The sequence below is a fragment of the Allofrancisella guangzhouensis genome, from assembly GCF_000815225.1.
GTDB lineage: Bacteria > Pseudomonadota > Gammaproteobacteria > Francisellales > Francisellaceae > Francisella > Francisella guangzhouensis.
Window position 1 is genome coordinate 1343807 of record NZ_CP010427.1, and the last position, 22998, is coordinate 1366804.

Genomic DNA, 22998 nt, shown 5'->3' on the forward strand with positions numbered 1-22998 from the left:
TGATTTATTCTTAGGGTAGCTATTAAAAATACTCTATTATATGGTATCATCTTTGAATTATTTATTAATATTTAACATCTTAACAGTGAAACTTTGCTTCAAAAAAATCGCGGCCATCATAGTACTATCTCTAACCTTAATTTCTCAATCAATAGCATGCACTGCTGTTACCCTTGTTGATATAAAACAAAACGTAGTGTCAGGACGAACTATGGAATGGGGATTTGATTGGGACTGGAAAGTCATTTATATACCTAAAAATACTGAACAATCCCTGACAGCGCCAGCCAACTTAAGGTTACCAGCACAAACTTATAAATCTAAATACTCTATTTTAGGTACTGGCATTAAAAATGATCATCAAACCATACTTATAGATGGTCAAAATGATCAAGGTCTTAGTATTAGCGCTAACTATCTACCAAGTTTTACCCAGTATCAAGAGGTTAGTAAAGATAATGATAAATATATGTCTATTCTTGAGTTTACTACTTTTATTTTAAGTGAGTTTACAAATGTTAAACAAGCAAAACAAGTTTTAAAAGAGTATAAGGTATGGTCAGATAGTACAACTATGGTTGATGGCATATCTCCAGAACTACATTTTCTTATTACAGACAAGCAGGGTAATGGCTTGGTTGTAGAGTATATAGATGGAGAAGTGAAACTTTACGATTTAAATTCTAACGTTAAAGTAATGACAAATGCTCCTACTTACGATTGGCATCTTATTAATCTAAGAAATTATTTAAACTTGAGCAATAAAACTATAGTTAAAGTAAAGATTAGTGATTTTATTGATAACAAAGACAAACAAAAAACTATCCAAGATATAAATGGCTTAGGCGAGGGAAATGGATTCTTAGGATTACCTGGAGACTATTCACCGTCATCTAGATTTATTAAAATCGCCATGCTAGCATACTATGCTAACAATGAAAATCCTTCTCAGGAAAGCCTAGTCACAAAAGTCGCACATATTTTACATAACGTTGATATTGTAAAAGGCACTATCGTAGAAAAAATTGGCGATAAAACCTTGTACGATCATACTGCTTATACTGTCATTAAAGATTTAGATAAAAACCTACTTTATTTGTCATCTTATTCAAATCCAACCAATTCTGTAGTGATAAGCCTAAATAAACTAGATCAAAATAATGCAAAGGCCTTTGATACTATAATTAAAAATATTAAAACCCCAAGTACTGATATTACAAACAATTTTCTATAACTGTAACATTTTTATTTAAAGAACTATTGAATCAACACCTTAACTTAATCATATTCTATGAGTGTTAGCTTTATATATTTGTCATTCTTTGTTTATATTAATAGTATGTAAATAGCTCAATTTCCTGGACTAAATGTATTCCATACTTTAAAGTAATTTACAATTTAAATGCATTTATTCTGACAAAATAGCTAAACTGTTTAACATAATTTTACATAGTATGTTATCATCGTAGCGTAATACGATAGGGTAATTAATTAAACTTCGGAGAAACTCGTGCAATATAACTATGACATAATTATTATTGGTAGTGGTCCTGGTGGTGAAGGAGCAGCCATGAAAGCTACTAGAAATGGCAAAAAAGTAGCAATTGTCGAGGGTGATGCGCTTGGTGGAGGATGTACACATTGGGGGACAATTCCTAGTAAAACACTTAGACAAATTGCCAGAGAAATTGGTATGAATGGACAAAAAGGTAACTATGATTTCCCAAAAATGTTAGAAGGTGCTTATCAAATAGCTGATCTGCAAACAGAAATTAAAAAAAGTAGATTTATAAGTCATGAGATAGACATATACTATGGTTTTGCAAGTTTTAGAGATAAAAATACTATAAGAATATCTAGAAAAAATGGCTCTACCGAAATAATTACAGCTGAGAATTTTATATTAGCTACTGGATCAAGACCATATCACCCTTTGGATATTGATTTCTCTCATCCAAGAATATTAGACAGCGATAAAATACTTACCTTACAAGATAAAAATATTAAGTCTATTTCTATTTATGGAGCTGGCGTTATTGGCTGTGAATATGCTTCTATTTTAAGAGCTTTAGACATACATATTAATCTTATTAATACTAGAAATAAATTAATGTCTTTTTTAGATGATGAAATCGTTGAAAACCTCACTAACCACTTTTGTATAAACCAAAATGTTCATTTAATTAATAATGAAACATACGAATCAATACAAGCCAATGATAATTATGTAACCATCACTCTACAATCAGGAAGGATTATAGAGTCTGACTATGTATTATTTGCTCTTGGTCGCTCTGGAAACATTGAAAATTTAAACCTTGATAAAATAGGAGTTCAAACTAACCCAAGTAGAGGCTTAATAACTGTTGATGATAGTTATCAAACAACTGTACCAAATATATACGCTGTAGGCGATGTTATAGGACCTCCATCATTAGCTTCAGCTGCTTTTAACCAAGGTAGGTTCGCAGCAACTCACATTATAGATGGCTCATGTAATGATAAATTAGTAGAAGATATACCTACAGGCATCTACACCAGGCCAGAAATTAGCTCAATTGGAAAAACAGAGCAAGAATTGATAGCTGAAGGAGTTACATACGAAGTAGGTAGATCTTATTTCAAGGAACTAGCTAGAGCTCAGATATCAAAAAACAAAACTGGTATGCTCAAAATTTTATTCGACCCTGATAGTGGCGCCATACTTGGTATACACTGTTTTGGTCATAGAGCATCAGAAATTATTCATATTGGACAAGCAATCAAAGCTATGCCAGGGGAACACAATACAATAAGATATTTCTTAAATACTACTTTTAACTACCCTACTATGGCTGAAGCTTACCGTATAGCAGCTATTGATGGGGTTAATAAAGCAAAAATAAAGAAAATAGCACAGGAAAAAGCAAAAACAACAAAAGAATAATTAATATCTATATTTTAACAGCTTTAAGCTATATAATCATTTCTATTTAAGATTTTATTGACTATTTTTAAATGCCTAATCTTTTCATAGTACTTTTTTTTGCTTTTCTTTTTGGTGCATGTATCGGCAGTTTTTTAAATGTTTTAATCTTTAGACTTCCAAAAATGATAAAACAACAAGATGAAAAAATTGCAAAAGAAATACTAAATATTGTTAATAATGAAATTAACATAGAACAGCAAGAAAATTACAATAGGCCTTCAAAATGCCCAAAATGTTCTAATAAATTAAAATATAGACATAATATACCCATACTAGGTTGGCTGTTATTAAAAGGGAAATGTTATTTTTGCAAAGATAGCGTATCAATACAATACCCCTTGATTGAATTACTCACAGCTATTAGTTTTTGTACCATAATTTATCTATATGGAATAAGTTGGCAAGCTTTTGCGCTTATTTTACTTCTTTGTTTTTTCATTCCATTATTTATAATTGACATAAAGCACTATATATTGCCTGATAACCTAACTCTTCCACTTATTTGGATAGGATTAGCTATAAACAGTTATGGGATATTTACTAGCTTAAATAATGCTCTATGGGGTGCTATTGTGGGCTATTTATCATTATGGAGTATTTATTGGGTATACAAAACTTTGACTGGAAAAGAGGGATTTGGTTATGGTGACTTTAAGCTTTTAGCTGCTGTGGGTGCATGGTTTAGTTATCAAATGCTGCTTTATACTATTTTTGCTAGCTGTATAATTGGCTTAATAATAGCTAGCCTAATAAATTTATTTGGACGTAGAACAAACATTATTGCCTTTGGTCCTTCTATAATTTTAGCTACCATTTTTTATCTAGCTACTAAAGATAATCTTTTTACATGGTATAATCACATTATGCTAATTCGAGCTTAATTATAAAATGTCCAAGAGAAATTTCACTATCCTAACCTTAATAGTTGTTATATTAATATTTATCTTATATATTTTTAGCTCTTTTAGGATAAATTCTAATAACACAAATATTAGACAAGGACTACTTATCGTTCAGCAAGTATTCCCACAATACAAAGTTATAAAAACTTTCGATACAGGTATAAACTTACAAGGCTATATTCTTGAGGATAAAAAAGACCCTAAAAAGCGTACTGTTACTTTTACAAGTAATGATGGTAGTGTAATAGTAAATGGTGAACTTCTAGCTTGGGATGGAAATGAAAATGCTCTTACTAATCTTAATCAAATTTATGTAAACTACTTTACTTCAGATAATACATCAAACAACCTTTATTTAGAGATAAAGAAAAACGCTTCTTATATTCAACAAGGTGACGATACCGCTCCTCATAAGTTTTACGCTATTATAGATCCTAGTTGTAGTCATTGTAATACCCTCTTTGATGCTACTCAGCCAGCTATAAAAAAAGGATTATTAGCTGTACGTTGGATACCAATTGGTGCATTAAATAACAGTACCATTATTGTTAATAGTTTTTTTAATTCAAAAAGCACATTAAAAGCACTTTTACAATTCTACAAATACAAAAAATACGACAAAACCTTAGCTAAAACTAATCAAAAAACATCAGATAATTTTAAATTATCTAAACATATAAGTGGGTTCCCAGCTATTATTTACAAAACTCCACAAGGAGCTCTTAAAATTTCTGGCGGCAGCAAACTTCCTCTTGACAACGCCGCTCTAGCTAAAGAAGAAAACATTAAAAAACTTAATGAGTTTTTACTTTTGACATCTAATCAGTTTTAATCTATGAAAAAACTAATTATTATCTTAGCTAACTTATTACATAGTGTAGTCTTTGCTACTTTAAATAATGTTGAAACATCTGAACAAATAAAAAAATTAGAAATAAAATATGGTGGGAAAATTGGTATTTACCTAATTGATTATAATAATAAAAGCCATTTCGGTTATAATCAAAATTTCTACTTTCCTATTTGCAGCGTTTATAAGTTTTTAGTAGTTGGTGCGATACTTAAAGAAAGTATGATTACACCCAATTTTTTAAATGAAAAAATAAAAATCAATAAAAATGATATTATTGGGTATACTCCAATAACTTCCGAAAATATAGACAAAAAATTAACTATAGAAGAGTTAAGTAAAGCTGCTATATTAAGTGATAATACAGCAGCTAATTTACTAATTAAGAAACTAGGTGGCTTAAAAAATTTAAATAAATTTATCTGGTCTCTAGATGATAAAGACACTAAAATTACTGTAAATGAGCCAACTATAAATAATGTTGATCTTAGAGATAGTTTAAATAAAACCACCCCTCAAATAATTGCTAAAGATCTTAATAAAATAGCTTTCGAAAAAAAAGTACTTAATAAAAAATACCAACTTATTTTTAAAAAATGGTTACAAGAAAATGATACTGGAAAAAATAGAATTGCTTTTAGTATACCAAAAGAATGGAAAGTTGGTGATAAGACTGGAACATGTGAATATGGAACAACAAATGATGTTGCTATCATTTGGCCTAAAAATAAAAAACCTATTATAATAAGTGTTCTTTACACTCAAGTAAATAAAAATGCTAAAGCTAATGATATCGTTATTCAAAAAATTACCAAAATATTACTGGACAACTTAGAATATAAAAACAATGACTAAGATTAAAATGATAGTTGGCCTAGGAAACATAGGCAACGAATACCAAGACACTCGCCATAATGTTGGAGAATGGTTTATTTCTAAAATTGCTCAAGATAAGCAAGAAAGTTTTAGCTCAAACTCAAAGCTTAACTCAAATATTGCTAAAGTAAATATTGCTTATAATAATGTAATTCTAGTATTTCCTACTACTTATATGAACAATAGTGGCTTAGCTGTTAGCAAGGTAGCTAATTTTTATAAAATTGAATCTAAAGAAATATTAATCGTTCATGACGAATTAGATATTGATTGCGGTCAAATCCGCCTTAAAAAAGGTGGTGGCCATGGGGGTCATAACGGTCTTAGAAGTATTCACCAATATTTAGGTACAAATGAATATCTACGCCTAAGAATAGGTATAGGTCACCCTGGCCATAAAAGTAAAGTTTCAAACTATGTCCTCTCAAAGCCATCAGTAGAGCAAAAAAAACAAATAGACATTGGTATTGATAATGCGATATGTTTTTTAGATGATATAATAAACTATCAATTAGAGTCCGTAATGCAAAGACTACATACAAAGTAATTTTATTAAGGAAATTTTATGGGATTTAAATGCGGTATTGTTGGTCTACCTAACGTTGGTAAATCTACCCTATTCAATGCTCTCACAGAAGCTGGAATTCAAGCAGAGAATTACCCTTTTTGTACTATTGATCCAAATGTTGGGATCGTGTCTGTTCCTGATCAAAGATTAAATGAGTTAGCTAAAATTGTTAATCCTGAAAGAATACTTCCAACTACCATGGAATTTGTTGATATTGCAGGATTAGTAGCAGGTGCTAGTAAAGGTGAAGGGTTAGGTAATAAATTTTTAGCTAATATTCGTGAAACAGATGCTATAGCACATGTAGTTAGGTGCTTTGAGAATGATAATGTAATTCACGTAAGCGGTAAAGTTGATCCTATAGATGATATCAACACTATCAATATGGAGCTTATTTTAGCTGATATTGAATCTTGTGACAAGGCTGTCCATAGATTTTCAAAGATGAAAAAGTCTGGTGATAAAGAAGCTCTAGCAAAGGCCGATTTTTACACTAAACTTAAAGAGCATCTGGAATCGGAAAAACCAGCTAGGACTTTAAAAATGACTGAAGATGAAATTAAATGGATTAAACAAACTCCCCTACTAACAAATAAACCTGTATTATACATTGCTAATGTTGATGAAAATGGTTTTGCAAATAATCCACTGTTAGATAAAGTCATTGAGTATGCAAAAGCCGAAAATTCAAATGTAGTACCAGTTTGTGCTGCTATGGAACAAGAAATAACATCACTAGAACCAGAAGAAAAACTGGAGTTTTTAGCTGATATGGGACTTACTGAAACTGGTCTTGATAGAGTGATCAAAGCTGGGTATGCTTTGCTTAATTTACAAACATACCTTACAGCTGGAGTCAAAGAAGTAAGAGCATGGACCATACCAGTAGGAGCTACAGCTCCTCAAGCAGCTGGAGTAATTCACACAGATTTTGAGCGCGGTTTTATCCGTGCTGAAGTTATAGCTTATGATGACTATATAAAATATAATGGTGAAAAAGGTGCTAAAGAAGCCGGAAAAGCTCGTCTAGAGGGTAAAGATTATATAATGAAAGATGGTGATGTAGTTAATTTTAGGTTTAATGTTTAGTTAAAGTAAGATTTGTGTTTTTTAAATTTACAACTTTGGCTTAAACTTATACTTGTTATTTTTCCAAAAAAGTACATTTACAGTTTACTAATAATTTCTCTCTCATCAAAATACTCCTTGACTCCATTTTTATCTATATAACATTCATGACCTTTACCCGCTAAAAGAATTACATCATGGGTGTAAGAACTTTTAATACAATAGCTTATTGCTTCTACACGTGAATTAATAAAAATATGATTATTTGGATGTATAAAACCTTTTTTAATATCGCTAAAAATGTCTTCTATATTTTCAAAGCGATTATTATCTTCTGTTATGACTACTTTATCAGCATACTTTTCTGCTATTGCTGCCATTTTAGAACGCTTAGTTTTATCACGGTTGCCACCACACCCAAATACACACCATAAATTAGTTTTTGAGTACTTTCTTAAGGTTTGTAAAGCTTTTTCTAGAGCATCTGGAGTATGAGCATAATCTATTACAACTTTTACATCATTTGATAATTGGATAAGCTCCATACGTCCCCTTACAGGTAAAATTCTTTTTATATTTTTAAACAATAAATTCCTATCCACACCATCGATTAAAGCTCCTATACTTAAAGCTAAATTCATTAAGTTAAACTCTCCTATCAAACAAGTTTTAAACCTACCAGCAAACTCACCTTTAATATATAAGTTAAAATTAGTAAATATATTTTCTATTTCAATAAACTGCACGTATATACCAGCCTGTTTTGATTTTAAACTTACGGTCACTACAGGAGCTACAGATAAACCAACTAGCCTTTTACCATATTCATCGTCAATATTTATTACAGATTTTTTTAAAAGTGACAACTCAAACAACTTAGCTTTTGCTAAGAAGTAATTCTCCATAGTTGTATGGTAATCAAGATGGTCATGACTAAGGTTACTAAAGACAGCTATGTCAAATTCTAATCCCTGAATACGTTTTTGGTCTAACGAATGTGAGGAGACCTCCATTACTAAATTATTAATTTTATCTATCATTCTAGACCCAAATTGGGAATCTACATTACTTCTACCACAAAACTTAGATATTGTTTTATACAATGACAAAACATCTAATGTAGTATGACTACTTTCTTCTAAATCAGGATAAATGCCGTTACCAACTGTACCCAGTAACAAAGACTTTTGTTCTACTAAGTTAAGGAATTGAGCAATATAGTTAGAAATAGAAGTTTTACCATTTGTGCCTGTTACACCGATAATATTTTGAAGTTTTTTATAATTATAAAACCATTTCGCTAAATCTGGTAACTTATCCTTTAGATCCTCAATATAGATAATTAAAGGAGATTCTATTTCATTGAATGAAATGGCAGATTGTGTAGCAAAATGGAGTTGTTTTAAAGATTCTGTATTACTTACACTAAGTCTACTCGAAGTAAGTTCAGGCTGACTATTAGATATAGATAGATTATCTAAACCAGGATTATCCGTTAGAATTAAACTAACTCCTTTAGCAATTACATCATATATATATTTATTGCCATCTGTTAATTGCCCCTTTAGAGCTATGAACACAGATCTGTTATGGCATTTTCGACTATCTAAAAATAGCGACTCTACTTTAATATTATTTGCTAAATTAGAGGATACATTTAGAAATTCTAAAATTTGAGATATAGACTTCATATTACATACTACAATTAGTTATTATTTTTTGTATGCCATTTTATGACCATTTTTTTTAGTTTATTAAGTTATTTTTTAAAAGCTGGAAAGCCTAGTTTTTCTCTAGCACAGTAATATTTTTTAGCTACTTCTAATGCTAATTTTCGCACTTTTAAAATATAACCTTGCCTTTCTGTAGCAGATATGGCATGACGGGCATCTAATAGATTAAAAGTATGCGAAGCTTTTAATACAAATTCATACGCTGGAATAGGTAAATTTTTCTCTACTAATCTATAGCCTTCTTTTTCAAGCAAATCAAATTGTTTAAATAGCTCCTCAACATTTGCTTCTTCAAAGTTATAAGTAGACATCTCTACTTCATTTTGCATAAATACATCACGGTAAAACAAAGGTCCATTTTGTGTATTTGCCCAAAGAATATCATACATACTATCAACATTTTGAATATACATTGCTAGACGTTCTAAGCCATAAGTTACCTCACCCATTACAGGTTTACACTCAAGCCCTCCGACTTGTTGAAAATATGTAAATTGTGTAATTTCCATACCATTTGACCAGACTTCCCAACCAAGCCCCCAAGCACCTAAAGTTGGCGATTCCCAATTATCCTCAACAAAACGAATATCGTTTTCTAAAGTGTCTATACCAAGCTCCTTTAATGAACCTAAATAAAGTTCTTGGATATTATCAGGAGAGGGTTTCATCACAACTTGGTACTGATAGTAATGCTGCGTTCTATTTGGATTTTCACCGTAGCGACCATCTGTAGGGCGTCTTGATGGCTGTACATAAGCTGCTGTCCACGGCTCTGGGCCTATAGCTCTAAGCGTCGTTGCAGGATGAAATGTACCAGCCCCGACCTCCATATCTAATGGCTGGATAATAGCACATCCTTTAGATGCCCAGTAATGATGTAGTTTTAAGATAATCTCTTGAAATGTCAGCATATTTATCTACTAAAATAAAAAAGTTAAATCAGTGTTGAAAATTTTAACATATTTATTATGGCATAAGTAGAAAACTAAAAAAACATCTAAGGAATTAATATAATGGAACTTTAAGAATTTACATCTTGACTATTTAGATGACCAAACAATATCAAGCTCTTTAGCTGCTTTAACATCATCTAGGCGGCGAGATGGTAAATTATATGGAGCTCCTTTTAGATATTCAGGATTTTCTTTAGCAATATTACAAATCTCTACCATTGCTTGGATAAATTTTTCCATACTATCGACATTTTCAGTTTCAGTAGGCTCTATCAGTAAGCATTCTGGCACCAATAATGGAAAATACACCGTAGGAGCATGTACACCTCTATCTATCAAACATTTAGCAAAATCTGTAGCTGTCACTCCATAATTTTGTAACTCAGGTTTCAAAGTTACAATAAACTCATGCGAGGCTCTTCTATCTGGGTAAGCTATTGTAAAACCCTCTTGCTTTAAACGTGCCATCATATAGTTAGCGTTTAAAGTTGCTATTTCAGACGCTTCTGTCAAACCATTACCACCTAAAACAGTAGAATAGATGTATGCTCTAATTAACACACCAATATTACCATTAAATGCAGACAACCTACCAATAGTATTTGGTAGATCTTTTTCTTCTAACCATACAAATTTATCATTTTTTTTACCAACTATTGGTATTGGCAAAAACTCTTTTAGCTTATCATTTACCGCTACAGGCCCAGAACCAGGACCACCTCCACCATGAGGGGTAGCAAAAGTTTTATGTAAATTCATATGTAAAACATCAAAACCCATATCCCCAGGACGAGCTTTACCCATGATCGCATTTAAATTTGCACCATCATAATATAGTAATCCACCAACCTCATGGACCATTTTTGCGATAGTTGCGATATTTCTTTCAAATACTCCCACTGTAGATGGATTTGTTAGCATAATACCAGCTGTTTTTGGTCCTAGAACTTTTTCTAAAGCTTCAAGATCAATGTCACCACACCTTTTAGTAGGAATTTCAATAACTTTTAGACCACAAACTTTTGCAGTAGCTGGATTTGTACCATGAGCAGCATCTGGCACGATGATTTCGTTTCTTTCAAAATCCCCACGCTTTTGATGATACGCCTTTATCATAGCGACACCTGCAAACTCACCTTGAGCGCCAGCCATAGGGGCCAGTGAAACACCAGTCATACCAGTTAGTTCTTTAATAACTTCTTCAAGGTCATACAAGCACTCTAAAGTTCCTTGTATGCTTTGACTGCTTGCATATGGGTGTCTTTCCAAAAAACCTGCTAAGCTAGCATACTTGTGTGCTGCACGAGGGTTGTACTTCATAGTACAAGATCCTAATGGATAAAAATTTGTATCAATGCAAAAGTTTCTACGCGATAACTGCGTGTAGTGTCTAACAACATCTAACTCTGCTTGCTCTGGCAATATAGGTTTTTTAGAACGAAGCATATTTACTGGGATATTTGAAACGTCACCTTTTTTGCTAGGCATTACAGCTGATGAATTTACACCCCTAGTTTTTTCAAAAATAACCATTTTCTAACCTCCTAGTCTAGCTAAAACTCTCTTAGCTGCAGCTGTATAATTGACCATGTCTTCTTCCGTATGAATTTCAGTAGAACAAATCATAATAGAGTTTGCTAAATCGCTATGGTACTCTCCTAAGAAATAACCAGCATCTATGCCTTCTTTTTCCATCTCTGTTACAAAAATTTCAGCATTAACAGGTAGGTCAATAACCACCTCATTAAAAAACGCTTTACTAAATCTAATTCCAACACCATCTATCTTAGATAGTTGATTAGCCAAATTTGTAGTATTTTCGTGTGATACACTAGCTACACGCTGTAAACCTTCAGCACCAAGTAGGCTCATATAAATAGTTGCTGCTGTTACCATTAGACCCTGATTGGTACATATATTTGAAGTAGCTTTAGCACGACGGATATGTTGCTCTCTAGCTTGTAGAGTCAGACAAAAACCTTCCTTACCATCTAGATCAACAGTTCTACCAACTATACGTCCTGGCATTTGACGTACGTGATCCATTTTACAAGTCATAAAACCAAAATATGGGCCACCAGAAGCTAAAGGCACTCCCATAGGTTGACCTTCACCACAAACAATATCAACGCCATTTTCACCCCAATCAGCAGGCGATTTCAAGATTGCTAAAGACATAGGATTAGTCACAGCAATAACTAAAGCACCCTGACTATGAGCCCAATTAGTTAAATTATCAACATCGGCAATTTGACCTAAAAAATTAGGGCTTTGAATCACTACAGCAGCGTAGCTTTGATCTTGATGCTTTTCTAAACTATTTACATTAGTTTTTCCATGCCATGAATTAAGCCTAACTGTGTCTATCTCTATACCCTGATGCTTAGTAATAGTTTCTAAAACTCTTAGATATGTAGGGTGAAGAGCCTCTATGATTAATACTTTTTGCGATTTGGCTTTTTTATTAGAACGGATTGCCATAAGTACAGATTCAGCTAAAGCTGTTGCTCCATCATACATAGAAGCATTTGAAGCAGCCATACCTGTAAGCCCTGCCATCATAGTTTGGTACTCATAAATAACCTGTAAACTACCTTGCGAAGCCTCTGCTTGATATGGTGTATAAGCTGTATAAAACTCTCCTCTACCAACTATATCCCAAATAGCTGATGGGATATAATGGCTATACGCTCCTGCTCCGATAAAGTTAGTATTTTGATGGTTTTTACCTGCTCTTCTTTTCGCAAGGTTAGCTAGCTGAATTTCATTTATCCCATCTTCAATTTTTAAAGATTTAGCTCTTAGCTGCAATGGAATTTCGTTAAATAAATCCTCTATTGAAGAAACTCCAATAGTGTTGAGCATTTTTTTGATCTGCTCTGGTTTGTGTGGAATAAAAGACATATACCCTCCTATGTCTTTGTATAAACTTTACAAAAAATTAAAGATTTATAGTTAACTAAAAAAGTTTTGTCATGCTATGACTTGATCGTAGCATCCATTTTTTGACTCCTTAACTATGGATCCTATGGTCAAGCCATAGGATGACTTTAGTGTGTATATCAAATTTAATATTTACTTTATGAAAATTAGTCTTCCATATTTTTTGCATAGTCTTCAGCACTTAATAAATCAGCTAACTGAGACTCATCTGAAATTTTTAGTTTAAATAACCAACCATCTGTATATGGTGCATTATTTACTTGAGCGGGGTTATCAACTAAAGCCTCATTTACTTCTATAACTTCACCATCCACAGGTGCATATACATCTGAAGCTGCTTTTACTGACTCAACTACACATGTATCTTCGCCAGCAGAGAACTCTTCACTAACTTCAGGTAACTCCACATATACCAAGTCACCCAATAAAGATTGTGCATGCTCTGTGATGCCTACAGTTATCTCATCACCATCTACTTTTATCCATTCATGAGTTTTTGTATATTTTAAGTTATTAGGGATATTTGACATTTTATAGCCTCCGTATTTATACACTAAATTAAATTTTAAAATTATATTAAAGATTTTCCATTTTTAACAAACTTAGGTTTTACAACTTCAACCTCTAATAGTTTACCTCTTATATTAACCTTTGGATTATTACCTTCTTTAGGGATATACGCCAAAGCAATAGCAACTTTTAAAGTTGGTGAAAAACTACCACTTGTTATATAACCAGTTTCACCATTACCAAACACTATTTCTTGAGCTGCTCTAAGAACACCTTTTGATTTTAATACTATACCAACCCATCTAGTATCTACACCTTTAACTTTTGCAGCCAAAAGAGCTTTTTTTCCTATAAAATCTCGTGACTCATCAGATAAATCAACACTCCAACCCAAACCTCTTTCTAGTGGAGTTGTGTTTATATCCATATCTGAACCATATAAATGCATACCAGCCTCTAGCCTTAAAGTGTCTCTAGCACCTAAACCAGCTGGAGCTGCTCCTAATTTAATTAATTTATTCCAAAACTCTACAGCATTTTCAGCTGGTAAAATGATTTCAAAACCATCTTCACCTGTATAACCTGTACGAGCAAACATCCATTTGTCAAAAACGCTAAATGTAAATGGCTTTAGCTTTAATACTTTATTAATAATCTCAATTGGCAAAGTTTGTTTTATAACTTCAACTGCTTTTGGTCCCTGGACAGCTACTATTGCTAAATCTTGTTGTGGAATTATCTTAACATCAAAATTTGTAGCATTTTTTATAAACCATGCTACGTCTGACTCTCTGTTTCCTGCATTTACAACTATCCTAAAATGTTCTGAACTTATCTTATAGGTGATCAAATCATCTACTATCCCAGCTTTATGATCCAGCATACAGCCATATTGAGCTTGATTAGATTCTAATTTAGCGACATCGTTTGCAAGTAAATTACGTAAGAAATTTTCTGCATCCTTTCCTTTTATGTCTATAGCAAGCATATGAGAAACATCAAATAACCCACAATTTTCACGAACGTTATTGTGCTCTTGAATTTGTGAACCATAATTAATAGGCATTGACCAGCCTGAAAAATCTACCATTTTTGCATTTGCAGCAAGGTGACATTCATACAAGGGAGTCTTAAGCATAAAATAACCAAAGATTTTTTATTTGATAGCAACAATATACATTTTTTTTAAAATTTTTATAAGGGTCTAAACCAAAAAAGTTTTTACTATTCATTAATTACTTTTATATAAAGCTTACCATCTTTAGACCTTTCTGGACCGTGTATATCTGTGTCAAATCCAGGCAGCATAGATCCTATCTTTTCCAACATTAATAAAAAATCTAAAATTACCTTTGAATCAGCTGTAATTTTCTCACCAGGAAAGATCACCGGTATTCCTGGTGGGTACGGCAATATCATAACAGCAGAAACTTGACCATATAATTCTGCTAATGGAACCTTTTTAACCTTACCTTTAAGTAACTTCTGGAACGCTCTATGTGGATTTATCTGCTGTTCAGGAAGCGTATTAAAAGCATGATACATAAGAGTGGGTAGATTTGCTTCGTATATATAGTTATGTAATTGCTCACTAATTTCTTTTATTCTCTTATCCTCATAAAACTTTGGATCTTCTGCATACAAAGCTGGCAACATCTTTTCTACTAAAGCATTTTCGTCATACATCTGCTTAAACTTATTTAATACAGATATAAGTCTTACTGATTTTGCTTTTGTTGTCCCCAAACCAAATATAAATAGTAAAGAGTATGGCCCTGCCTTTTCAACTACAATATCATGTTCATCTAAAAACTTAGCAACGACATCTGCTGGTATTCCCCAATCTTGTACCTCGTTATCTTTTATCCCTGGAGTTAATATAGTTATTTTTAGAGGGTCAAGTGATAGAAAATCACCTTCTATATCTTTAAACCCATGCCAACCATCCGTATTCCGTAATGCCCAAGTTTCTTTGCTTGAAATATCGTCCGGTTGCCAAACATCAAAAAACCATCCTTGAGCTTCAAATTTTAGTTTGACTAATTCTTTTCTAAAATCTATTGCTAAATTAATAGTTTTATCTATTAAATTATATCCTTGTTCACCGTCCATCATAGCAGCAGCTATTTCAGTACTTGCAACTATTGGATAAAACGGCGAAGTTGATGTATGCATCATAAAAGCTTCATTAAGTACTTCTTCGTTATAATCACCTTTTATATGTAACATTGAAGACTGACTGAATGCTGCTAGAAGCTTATGAGTTGATTGAGTCTCAAAAATAACACACTCAGGTTTAGGATCAACTTGCATTGCTGATTTATGCTTATAAATAGGATGAAATATAGCATATGGTATCCATGCACTATCAAAATGTAATTTTTTGACATCTAATTCATTATGGATTGTATCTGTATTGTATAAGATACCATCATAGGTTGAGTTTGTTATAACCGCATATTCTGGCCATTTATCTGCAACTTTACTTTCCTGTATTTTTTTCTGTATAGCCTTTTTTTTAAACTCTTCTTGTGGGATACCTCCTATAATTCCATAAGCATTTCTAGTTGGCTTTAAATATACTGGATTAACATCAACCATCATCATCAAGTGTGTTACTGATTTGTGACAGTTTCTATCAACCAAAATAGTATCACCATCTGCGACGCTGTACATGCCAACTATTTTATTTGCTGTTGAAGTACCATTTGTAACTATCAAAGATCTATCAGATTTGAAAACTTTTGATATATACTCTTCAGCGTCTTTATGAGCATCAGAGTGATCAAGTAAACTCCCAAGTTCTTTTACGGAAATTGAAAGGTCTGTTTTAAACACATTTTCCCCAAAAAAATCATAAAATAATGCGCCTACTGCTGATCTTTGAAAACCATAGCCTCCTTGGTGTCCTGGAGTGCAAAATGAAGAGTTAAAAGACTTAGAATACTCAAACAACTCATACGTAAAAGGTGGTAAAATATCATTAAAATAATTAATTATAGTTTTATTAATAAAATCAGCATCTTCACCAGCTAAAGCATCGTACTGTAAAAAGTTAATATTTAAATTAAAATCTTTTAGATTGAGTTTGATACTGTGGTTATAATCAGAAACTACAAATATAGGTAATTTTGTATTTAAGTGCGCTATATCATGGAAAGCATCTATATTAAAACTAGCCCTATCTAAAACTATACAACATATCCTTGAATTTTCCTCCAAAATTTCGACAACTTCATCCATATCATCGCCAACTAGAGTATAGTATTTATATGCCTCCAGATCTTTTTTTATTTTTAAAAGGAAATTTTCTTTATATGATTTTAGATTGTTTTTATAGACAAAGACTATTGTTTTCATTTTTTAACCTTAAATACAAATTTTAAATAGTTTTATAAATATGCACTATATCAAAAAACTACTAACAATAAAGGATTATTAGCTATATTGATTTAAAATATGAAAACCTTAAAATTTTTGTATCTAACAGCTTGGTACTTAACCAGTATAGTCAGTATACCTATCGCATAACATCACAATACATATGACGCTATTCTGTTGGTGCTTCTGAGAGAATTTTAGTTATTACTTTCTCTATAGGTTTATGCTGCTCTTACTACTTATATAGTTACTCAACTTTCTTTAGAATTATATCTCCACCAGTCGTTTGATGAGCTGGAACATCAACTGAAATAAATCCTCCATTATCTTTTTCATATTTATAAACTACTAGACTATCAGTATTATTAGTTACTAGTATATTTCCAGATAAAGATCTATTAACTGAAATATCAGCATTTATATTACTACTAGAGTTTAGAAGTTTACTATTATCTTTTTCTGTAACTTCAAATTCTCTAAAGAATTTATTTTTTCCATTTACCTCACTTATAGCAACAATGATTTTTTGATTATTATTACCATCTATCTTTACTTCATTTTTATTATTTTGAAATTCAGTGATGTTAATAGTGTTCTTATTTACATCATTAGCCAATAAAAAACCAAATGAGCTCAATATCATTGTAGATATTACTAAAATATTTTTTCATATTTTTATTACCTCTCTTACTTTATTACTCTAAACTAACAAATATTTGGAAGTTTAAAAACTTTTTCAAAATTTATGTTATTCACAATATACAATTCCCACCAATCTCTTCAAGGAAATAATGCTAATTTTAACTATATTAACTAATGCTTTCCACTACCATGCAATAAAATAACATATAGTTTATTTTTTATTTTCAATAAATTTATAGTAACTTTATATGATTAATTTCATATACATAATAGTAAAAATAAACATACATTATCAGGTATACTTTTTGAAAAAGTTTAAGGAAAATTAGACTCTAAATTTAGAAAATGCTTTAATCCGCAGATAGCAGATACAGTTAGAAACTACTGCAATATCAGTTGCCCATCCACTAACCTATAAACTTTATCCATACGACTAGCAAGTTGCTCATCATGAGTCACCACTACAAAACTAGTTCCAAAATCTTGGCTTAACTGTTGAATTAATTGAAATATACTTTCTGAACGCTGGCTATCTAAGTTCCCTGTAGGCTCATCTGCAAGTATACAGCTTGGATTAGTAACTAGTGCTCTAGCAATAGCTACTCTTTGACGCTCCCCACCTGAAAGCTCAGCTGGCTTATGCTCAAACCTTTCTATTAGACCAACTTTAATTAAAATTTCTTGGGCTAATTTGATAGCTTCTTTTTTAGTATATTTTTTTGTAATTGCCAAAGGAATCATAACATTCTCTATAGCTGTAAACTCTGGTAATAAGTGATGCAGTTGGTAAATAAAGCCTAAATATTTGTTACGCATTAAAGCTCGTTTATTAACAGACTGATTGTCGAATCTTTCCCCCAATAAATAAACTTCTCCAGATGTACATTTATCTAGTCCTCCTAGAATATTTAACAAAGTGGTTTTACCAGATCCAGATAATCCTAGTATAGCTATTTTCTCACCTTTCTGGATGTCTAAATTAATATCTTTTAGAATATCTATACTACTTTTAAATTCAGTATATTTCTTAGAAACATTTTTACAGCTTAACACAATTTCTTTATTCATATCTAAGCGCCTCCACAGGCTGTACTCTTGAAGCGCTCCACGCTGGATACAACGTAGCTATAAAACTTAAAAACATTGAGACTATGGTCACTTTTATAACATCTTCCAACATAAGTTTAGATGGAATATAATCAATCAAATAAACATTGGCACTAATCAGCTGTTTTCCTGTAACATGCTGAATAAAATTAACAATCTCTGTAGCGTAACTAGAGAGTAAAATCCCCAATAACACTCCTAGAATAGTACCTATTAAACCTATAATAAAACCTTGGTAAATAAATACAGTAATAATTTGGCGTGATGACATACCCATAGTTCTTAATATAGCTATATCACTACGCTTATCTGTAACCACCATTACTAAAGAAGACAGAAGATTAAATATAGCAACTGTAATAATTAAAAGTAAAATAAAAAACATCATTGTTTTTTCCATCTTTAAAGCGTCAAAAAATGACTTATTTTCATCAGTCCAATCCCTAGTAAAATAATAAGACTCTATAGCCCCATCATTAAGTTTATTTTTTATCTGAGGAGCATCATAAACATTGTTTACTCCAAGTTGAAGAGCTGAAACATTCTCACCTAACTGAAACACCTTTTGAGCATTTTTAATATTTATAAATGCGTAATAAGCATCATACTGGTAACTAACAGAGAAAACTCCTGAAACTGTAAATTGTTTAATTCTAGGTATCATACCTGCTGGAGTCAAATTAACTTTTGGTACAATAAGTGTTACTTTATCACCTATTGTTACTCCCAAGCTATCAGCCAAAGCACTTCCTAAAACTATATTATACCCTTTACCATCGTCCAGTGCCGTCAAAGAGCCATCTATAATATGCTCTGCTATAGGTAAAACTTTAGTTTGATATTTAGGCTCTATACCTTGTATCTGCACGAAAGCTGTCGTGCTACCACCACGATCTGCGCTTAATAACCCTTGTGAATCTATAACTGGGGCTGCTGCTTGTACTTTAGGTATCTTAGATTCTATTTGCTTTGCGACACCTTGCCAATTTTCTAACTTTCCGCCTAGCTCATAAACTTTTAATGGTGGAACCATCATTAAGATACGATTTTTAATCTGCTCATCAAAACCATTCATCACAGACATAACTGTAATAAGTACGGCCACACCTAATGATATCCCTAAAAATGAGATCGCTGAGATAATAGATATAAACCTATTACGCTTTTTCGCTCGAATATATCTTAAACCAATAAATAAAGGAAGGCTTCTAAACATTTATTTTTTTATAAACACAAAACTAAATGTATAGGATAGCATAATAAGAGTTGAAAAACATTTTAAAATCCAGCAATAGCCATGAATAGACTATTATGAAATGATATCAAATTTGAAAAAGTCCTGACGATTACCTACTTTCACCTGGGCAAATGCCAGACTATCATCGGCGTTAGTCCATTTCACTTCTGAGTTCGAAATGGGATCAGGTGGTTCCAGACTGCTATTATCGTCAGTGGATACTATAATACCCTTATTTAAGTAGAAGTCAAATTAATTTGTTAGATTTTCTTTTTAATATCAATTTCTATCTATAGCTTTACACTCTCTTCATTTTATACCAGAAATTTTCAATTATTTAGCTTCTAACGAGGTACGTTTCTGAATCAGCATAAACGTTGAGACTACAATCTAGCAATAGTAATAGATTAACTCTATAAAATATGCTTAAATATATATATAAATTTATTAAAACAATATATAAATTGAAGTATTACATAAACTTTTTTTGGGCTGGCAAAAGAATACCTAAAAAAATAAGAGTGAATATTAGAAACTGGGGGAGGGTAATTTTTAGGAATAACCTCAATTATATTTTAATATTATGGTTAGATAACTTTACATATAAAAGTGTTTTAGATGATCAAAAACAAGAAAAGCTGTGTAAGATATATCCTATAGAAATCAGAAATTTTGATGAAATTATAGGTACAGAAAAATCTGATTATTTACTTAGACTTTATATGCTTTTCATAGAGAGCGAGCAATATGCATTTGCTTCTGATATAGCAAGGATGCTTACTTTAAATAAATACCCTGGTATATATCTAGATATGGATGTTAATCCTGGTCTAAAAACTTTACCTAATCCAGATGAATTACAAAAGATGTCAAAAATTTCTACTATAAATTTTTTAGCTAAAGGAAGAGAATATTCTGGTTGCTATAGGCTTGAAAGTGAAATATTATTTTTTATGGGAAAGAGTGATGGATTAAATTCTTTAATAGCAACTTGCAGGAAAGAATCAGCTATTTACTTTCATTATATCCAAGAAGAAATAAGACATATGCAAACTTTTTATAAATCAAATGATTATATTGATTTCAATAAATCTCTTTTTAAAGAGGAAAAGTATAAAAAGCACTTAATAGCTTTTAAGGAGAAAAGCCACCTTAAATATAGGATGGCAAATAAAGAATTATTTAAAGATGTTAAATATAATAATGCACCTGCTTTTCAAGACGGTACTGCTCCTTGGGTAAGTTATCAACAATTAATATTTTATGAAATTATAACAGAGTGTGAAAAAACTTTAAAAGTTGACATTCCCAAATATTATCATAACTACTATAAAGAACATTTAGATAAATGTTTTTCTTCAGGACAAGATAATTTTTGTCTATATAGTTGGAATGACCCTGGATACTCTCGCCTTACATCTCTTGATAACGCTTCTAAAACTATAGGTAAATATTTCAGGAAAAAACGTGAAAAATTTATAGATCAACTAAGCAGACCTAATGTACAAGAGGAGATTATTTCCTATAGATTTAAGCTAAAAATTCATAATTTCATTGTAAATATTGTTAGATCAATGGAAAAATATCAAGCATATAAAAAGCAGAAAAGTAGTTTTCTATCGTCTAATTTTGGTATAAATAGAACCAATATATTAATAAATCAATTAAGTGCAATACATGAAGAAGAAAATTTATTTATTCTCCAAAAAAAACTGATATTTGAATTTAAAAGCTATGCTTTACAAAAAGAGGGTTATGAAAAGTCTGGCGGTTTATTTAAAAGAATCGGAGTTAACCCTAACTCGAGCATGACACGTTTGATGATGAAAATGTATCATTTTTATCATGAAAATAAGTCTGATGATTATAATAAAGAGATATTCATGGTTTTTCTTCATAACATTTTTCATAAAATTAACGGTGAGTTAATAAATAAAACTCATGTTAGAAAGCAACTTTTGGACCAGATAGGAAATTATAATTCGAATTAGTCTAGATATAACGGACCTCTTGCATAACCTACTTAATTGGTTAAACTTTTTATTTTTATTGGAATGATATTGATGAAGTTTGAGCAGATTAAAGATGAATCACCAGAAGGATTTCGTAGACTTACAGGTGTTATACCAATCCCACTATAAATTAAGACATACATTCCAATCTCTAGTACATATAGATTTAACGAGTTTAGTATTATTTGAGAAAGCATTCCAAGCTTGCTGTAATTTATCAACTATTTCATCATAGCTTTTAAAGCACATATTCGAAAGGAAATGTCTCTTTATCCATTGCCATACCTGCTCCATTGAGTTTAGCTCAGGAGAATATGCAGGTAATGGTATCAAAGTTATGTTCTCTGGTATTTTTAGGTTTCTAGATGTGTGCCAACCAGCATTATCTACTATCAATGCCACATGCCTACCTTTATCAATATGTTTTGATAATCAGTCTAAAAATATCTGCATAGACTGAGTGTTAGTTTCAGGAAGTATTAGTCCAAAGCTGTCTCCTGTAGCAGCACATCCTGCTGCGTAAATATAACTGGATACAAACTGCTTTTGTTTGACTTTACGAGGCCTAGTTCCTTTCAAAGCCCATATTCTTGTTAAGCTACCTTGGTGTCCAGCTCTAGTCTCATCTTGTTGCCATATATCTACTATCGACAGATCAATATAATCATCTACTAATTCTCTGACATAATTTGCAAAGTTTTTTTATATAATTCTTGAACTTCTTTATCAGACTTAGGATGTTTTGATCTACAACTTATCCAGCTTAAACCTATGCTATGTAGCGTATTATAAATAGTTTGCAAACAGCATTTCACATTGAAATGTTGCTGAACTACAATATGTAGCTCAACTCCTGTTATACTACCTCCAACACTATTGCTATACAGCTTTTCCATAAAGTCACTGATCCAGTCTCTAATTTCTTTTGTTATCTTAGCAGGCTTATGTTTTGTAGTTTTAACATATAATCCAGAAAGACCTTCTTTTCTAAAATCCCACAGCCAGCTTTGGATGGTTTTCCATGGGGTTTTAAGAGCTTTACCAGTCTCTTGGATACTCATTCCTTCTTTTATGTGGGCCATAGCTAATAGTCTGATCTTATTTTTAGCATTAGACTCTTTTTTAGAAAGTTCAACATAATTATATTCATAAAAATCTAAGGGGAATTTGATAGGTCTTGCCATTGAAAATATATACTATTCTTATCAATAAATATAGTATATAACATATGACTATAAATGTCTTTGA

The 22998-nt window shown here is 31.6% G+C and carries 21 protein-coding genes and 1 rRNA gene; 8 read left to right on the forward strand and 14 right to left on the reverse strand.

Going from position 1 to position 22998, the window contains the following annotated elements; genetic code table 11:
* The first annotated feature begins 85 nt into the window (after positions 1 to 85).
* From SD28_RS06315 to ychF, 7 genes are all read left to right on the forward strand, one after another.
* On the forward strand, positions 86 to 1234 hold the full coding sequence (locus tag SD28_RS06315) for a linear amide C-N hydrolase (protein ID WP_052251921.1): 1149 nt from the start codon (positions 86 to 88) through the stop codon (positions 1232 to 1234).
* Positions 1235 to 1510: 276 nt separating this feature from the next.
* Positions 1511 to 2926 (forward strand): Si-specific NAD(P)(+) transhydrogenase, encoded by a 1416-nt coding sequence (gene sthA, locus SD28_RS06320; protein WP_052251887.1) that lies wholly within the window; start codon positions 1511 to 1513, stop codon positions 2924 to 2926.
* A 71-nt stretch (positions 2927 to 2997) separates the two neighbouring features.
* Entirely contained in the window at positions 2998 to 3849 is an 852-nt protein-coding gene (locus SD28_RS06325; RefSeq protein ID WP_039125173.1) for a prepilin peptidase, read from the forward strand.
* Between the two features lie 7 nt (positions 3850 to 3856).
* Positions 3857 to 4702, forward strand: a complete 846-nt coding sequence (locus SD28_RS06330) for a thioredoxin domain-containing protein (RefSeq protein ID WP_039125174.1) — start codon at positions 3857 to 3859, stop codon at positions 4700 to 4702.
* Positions 4703 to 4705: 3 nt separating this feature from the next.
* Positions 4706 to 5575: a class A beta-lactamase gene (gene bla, locus SD28_RS06335; RefSeq protein WP_039125175.1), complete on the forward strand. Its 870-nt coding sequence runs from the start codon at positions 4706 to 4708 to the stop codon at positions 5573 to 5575.
* Positions 5568 to 6143, forward strand: a complete 576-nt coding sequence (gene pth, locus SD28_RS06340; RefSeq protein WP_039125176.1) for an aminoacyl-tRNA hydrolase — start codon at positions 5568 to 5570, stop codon at positions 6141 to 6143. Before bla ends, pth begins: the two co-directional genes overlap by 8 nt.
* An 18-nt stretch (positions 6144 to 6161) precedes the next feature.
* On the forward strand, positions 6162 to 7253 hold the full coding sequence (ychF, locus tag SD28_RS06345; protein ID WP_039125178.1) for a redox-regulated ATPase YchF: 1092 nt from the start codon (positions 6162 to 6164) through the stop codon (positions 7251 to 7253).
* Between the two features lie 77 nt (positions 7254 to 7330).
* On the opposite strand, the gene SD28_RS06350 is transcribed toward ychF, so the two are convergent.
* The 11 genes from SD28_RS06350 to rrf all read right to left on the reverse strand — a co-directional run bounded on the left by SD28_RS06350 (position 7331) and on the right by rrf (position 19954).
* Positions 7331 to 8923, reverse strand: a complete 1593-nt coding sequence (locus SD28_RS06350; RefSeq protein WP_039125180.1) for a UDP-N-acetylmuramoyl-L-alanyl-D-glutamate--2,6-diaminopimelate ligase — start codon at positions 8921 to 8923, stop codon at positions 7331 to 7333.
* A 68-nt stretch (positions 8924 to 8991) separates the two neighbouring features.
* Positions 8992 to 9876, reverse strand: coding sequence for a glycine--tRNA ligase subunit alpha (gene glyQ / locus SD28_RS06355; RefSeq protein ID WP_039125183.1), 885 nt, complete (start codon positions 9874 to 9876; stop codon positions 8992 to 8994).
* A 129-nt stretch (positions 9877 to 10005) separates the two neighbouring features.
* Positions 10006 to 11451, reverse strand: a complete 1446-nt coding sequence (gcvPB, locus tag SD28_RS06360; protein ID WP_039125185.1) for an aminomethyl-transferring glycine dehydrogenase subunit GcvPB — start codon at positions 11449 to 11451, stop codon at positions 10006 to 10008.
* Between the two features lie 3 nt (positions 11452 to 11454).
* Positions 11455 to 12822: an aminomethyl-transferring glycine dehydrogenase subunit GcvPA gene (gene gcvPA / locus SD28_RS06365; RefSeq protein ID WP_039125187.1), complete on the reverse strand. Its 1368-nt coding sequence runs from the start codon at positions 12820 to 12822 to the stop codon at positions 11455 to 11457.
* 185 nt (positions 12823 to 13007) lie between these two features.
* On the reverse strand, positions 13008 to 13391 hold the full coding sequence (gene gcvH / locus SD28_RS06370; protein ID WP_039125189.1) for a glycine cleavage system protein GcvH: 384 nt from the start codon (positions 13389 to 13391) through the stop codon (positions 13008 to 13010).
* A 41-nt stretch (positions 13392 to 13432) separates the two neighbouring features.
* Positions 13433 to 14509, reverse strand: coding sequence for a glycine cleavage system aminomethyltransferase GcvT (gene gcvT, locus SD28_RS06375; protein ID WP_039125192.1), 1077 nt, complete (start codon positions 14507 to 14509; stop codon positions 13433 to 13435).
* Between the two features lie 86 nt (positions 14510 to 14595).
* A complete protein-coding gene (gene ldcC, locus SD28_RS06380; protein ID WP_039125194.1) occupies positions 14596 to 16731 on the reverse strand; it encodes a lysine decarboxylase LdcC in 2136 nt (711 codons plus the stop codon).
* Between the two features lie 268 nt (positions 16732 to 16999).
* Positions 17000 to 17395, reverse strand: coding sequence for a hypothetical protein (locus SD28_RS06385; protein WP_039125196.1), 396 nt, complete (start codon positions 17393 to 17395; stop codon positions 17000 to 17002).
* 380 nt (positions 17396 to 17775) lie between these two features.
* Positions 17776 to 18462: an ABC transporter ATP-binding protein gene (locus SD28_RS06390; protein WP_039125198.1), complete on the reverse strand. Its 687-nt coding sequence runs from the start codon at positions 18460 to 18462 to the stop codon at positions 17776 to 17778.
* Entirely contained in the window at positions 18455 to 19717 is a 1263-nt protein-coding gene (locus tag SD28_RS06395) for a lipoprotein-releasing ABC transporter permease subunit (RefSeq protein ID WP_039125200.1), read from the reverse strand. The genes SD28_RS06390 and SD28_RS06395 overlap by 8 nt, the downstream gene beginning before the upstream one ends.
* Positions 19718 to 19838: 121 nt before the next feature.
* A 5S ribosomal RNA gene (gene rrf, locus SD28_RS06400) occupies positions 19839 to 19954 on the reverse strand.
* A gap of 305 nt (positions 19955 to 20259) precedes the next feature.
* Between rrf and SD28_RS06405 the strand changes: the two genes are divergently transcribed.
* Positions 20260 to 21729, forward strand: a complete 1470-nt coding sequence (locus SD28_RS06405) for a glycosyltransferase (RefSeq protein ID WP_157698637.1) — start codon at positions 20260 to 20262, stop codon at positions 21727 to 21729.
* A 144-nt stretch (positions 21730 to 21873) separates the two neighbouring features.
* On the opposite strand, the gene SD28_RS07940 is transcribed toward SD28_RS06405, so the two are convergent.
* The 3 genes from SD28_RS07940 to SD28_RS06415 form a co-directional block, all read right to left on the reverse strand.
* The gene (locus tag SD28_RS07940) at positions 21874 to 22152 is read right to left on the reverse strand and encodes a transposase (RefSeq protein WP_052251888.1); all 279 of its coding nucleotides are present in this window, start codon (positions 22150 to 22152) and stop codon (positions 21874 to 21876) included.
* Between the two features lie 30 nt (positions 22153 to 22182).
* Positions 22183 to 22329, reverse strand: coding sequence for a hypothetical protein (locus SD28_RS08110; RefSeq protein ID WP_157698638.1), 147 nt, complete (start codon positions 22327 to 22329; stop codon positions 22183 to 22185).
* A 92-nt stretch (positions 22330 to 22421) separates the two neighbouring features.
* Positions 22422 to 22934: a helix-turn-helix domain-containing protein gene (locus SD28_RS06415; RefSeq protein ID WP_039125205.1), complete on the reverse strand. Its 513-nt coding sequence runs from the start codon at positions 22932 to 22934 to the stop codon at positions 22422 to 22424.
* Positions 22935 to 22998: the final 64 nt, after the last annotated feature.

Excerpts from the sequence above, each read along its gene's own strand:
- pth (WP_039125176.1), top strand. The coding sequence starts at position 5,568 with ATGACTAAGATTAAAATGATAGTTGGCCTAGGAAACATAGGCAACGAA.
- SD28_RS06390 (WP_039125198.1), bottom strand. The coding sequence starts at position 18,462 with ATGAATAAAGAAATTGTGTTAAGCTGTAAAAATGTTTCTAAGAAATAT.
- gcvPB (WP_039125185.1), bottom strand. The coding sequence starts at position 11,451 with ATGGTTATTTTTGAAAAAACTAGGGGTGTAAATTCATCAGCTGTAATG.
- SD28_RS06330 (WP_039125174.1), top strand. The coding sequence starts at position 3,857 with ATGTCCAAGAGAAATTTCACTATCCTAACCTTAATAGTTGTTATATTA.
- ychF (WP_039125178.1), top strand. The coding sequence starts at position 6,162 with ATGGGATTTAAATGCGGTATTGTTGGTCTACCTAACGTTGGTAAATCT.
- gcvH (WP_039125189.1), bottom strand. The coding sequence starts at position 13,391 with ATGTCAAATATCCCTAATAACTTAAAATATACAAAAACTCATGAATGG.
- SD28_RS06350 (WP_039125180.1), bottom strand. The coding sequence starts at position 8,923 with ATGAAGTCTATATCTCAAATTTTAGAATTTCTAAATGTATCCTCTAAT.
- SD28_RS06395 (WP_039125200.1), bottom strand. The coding sequence starts at position 19,717 with ATGTTTAGAAGCCTTCCTTTATTTATTGGTTTAAGATATATTCGAGCG.
- SD28_RS06415 (WP_039125205.1), bottom strand. The coding sequence starts at position 22,934 with ATGGCAAGACCTATCAAATTCCCCTTAGATTTTTATGAATATAATTAT.
- SD28_RS06385 (WP_039125196.1), bottom strand. The coding sequence starts at position 17,395 with ATGATATTGAGCTCATTTGGTTTTTTATTGGCTAATGATGTAAATAAG.
- gcvPA (WP_039125187.1), bottom strand. The coding sequence starts at position 12,822 with ATGTCTTTTATTCCACACAAACCAGAGCAGATCAAAAAAATGCTCAAC.
- SD28_RS06325 (WP_039125173.1), top strand. The coding sequence starts at position 2,998 with ATGCCTAATCTTTTCATAGTACTTTTTTTTGCTTTTCTTTTTGGTGCA.
- glyQ (WP_039125183.1), bottom strand. The coding sequence starts at position 9,876 with ATGCTGACATTTCAAGAGATTATCTTAAAACTACATCATTACTGGGCA.
- ldcC (WP_039125194.1), bottom strand. The coding sequence starts at position 16,731 with ATGAAAACAATAGTCTTTGTCTATAAAAACAATCTAAAATCATATAAA.
- gcvT (WP_039125192.1), bottom strand. The coding sequence starts at position 14,509 with ATGCTTAAGACTCCCTTGTATGAATGTCACCTTGCTGCAAATGCAAAA.
- bla (WP_039125175.1), top strand. The coding sequence starts at position 4,706 with ATGAAAAAACTAATTATTATCTTAGCTAACTTATTACATAGTGTAGTC.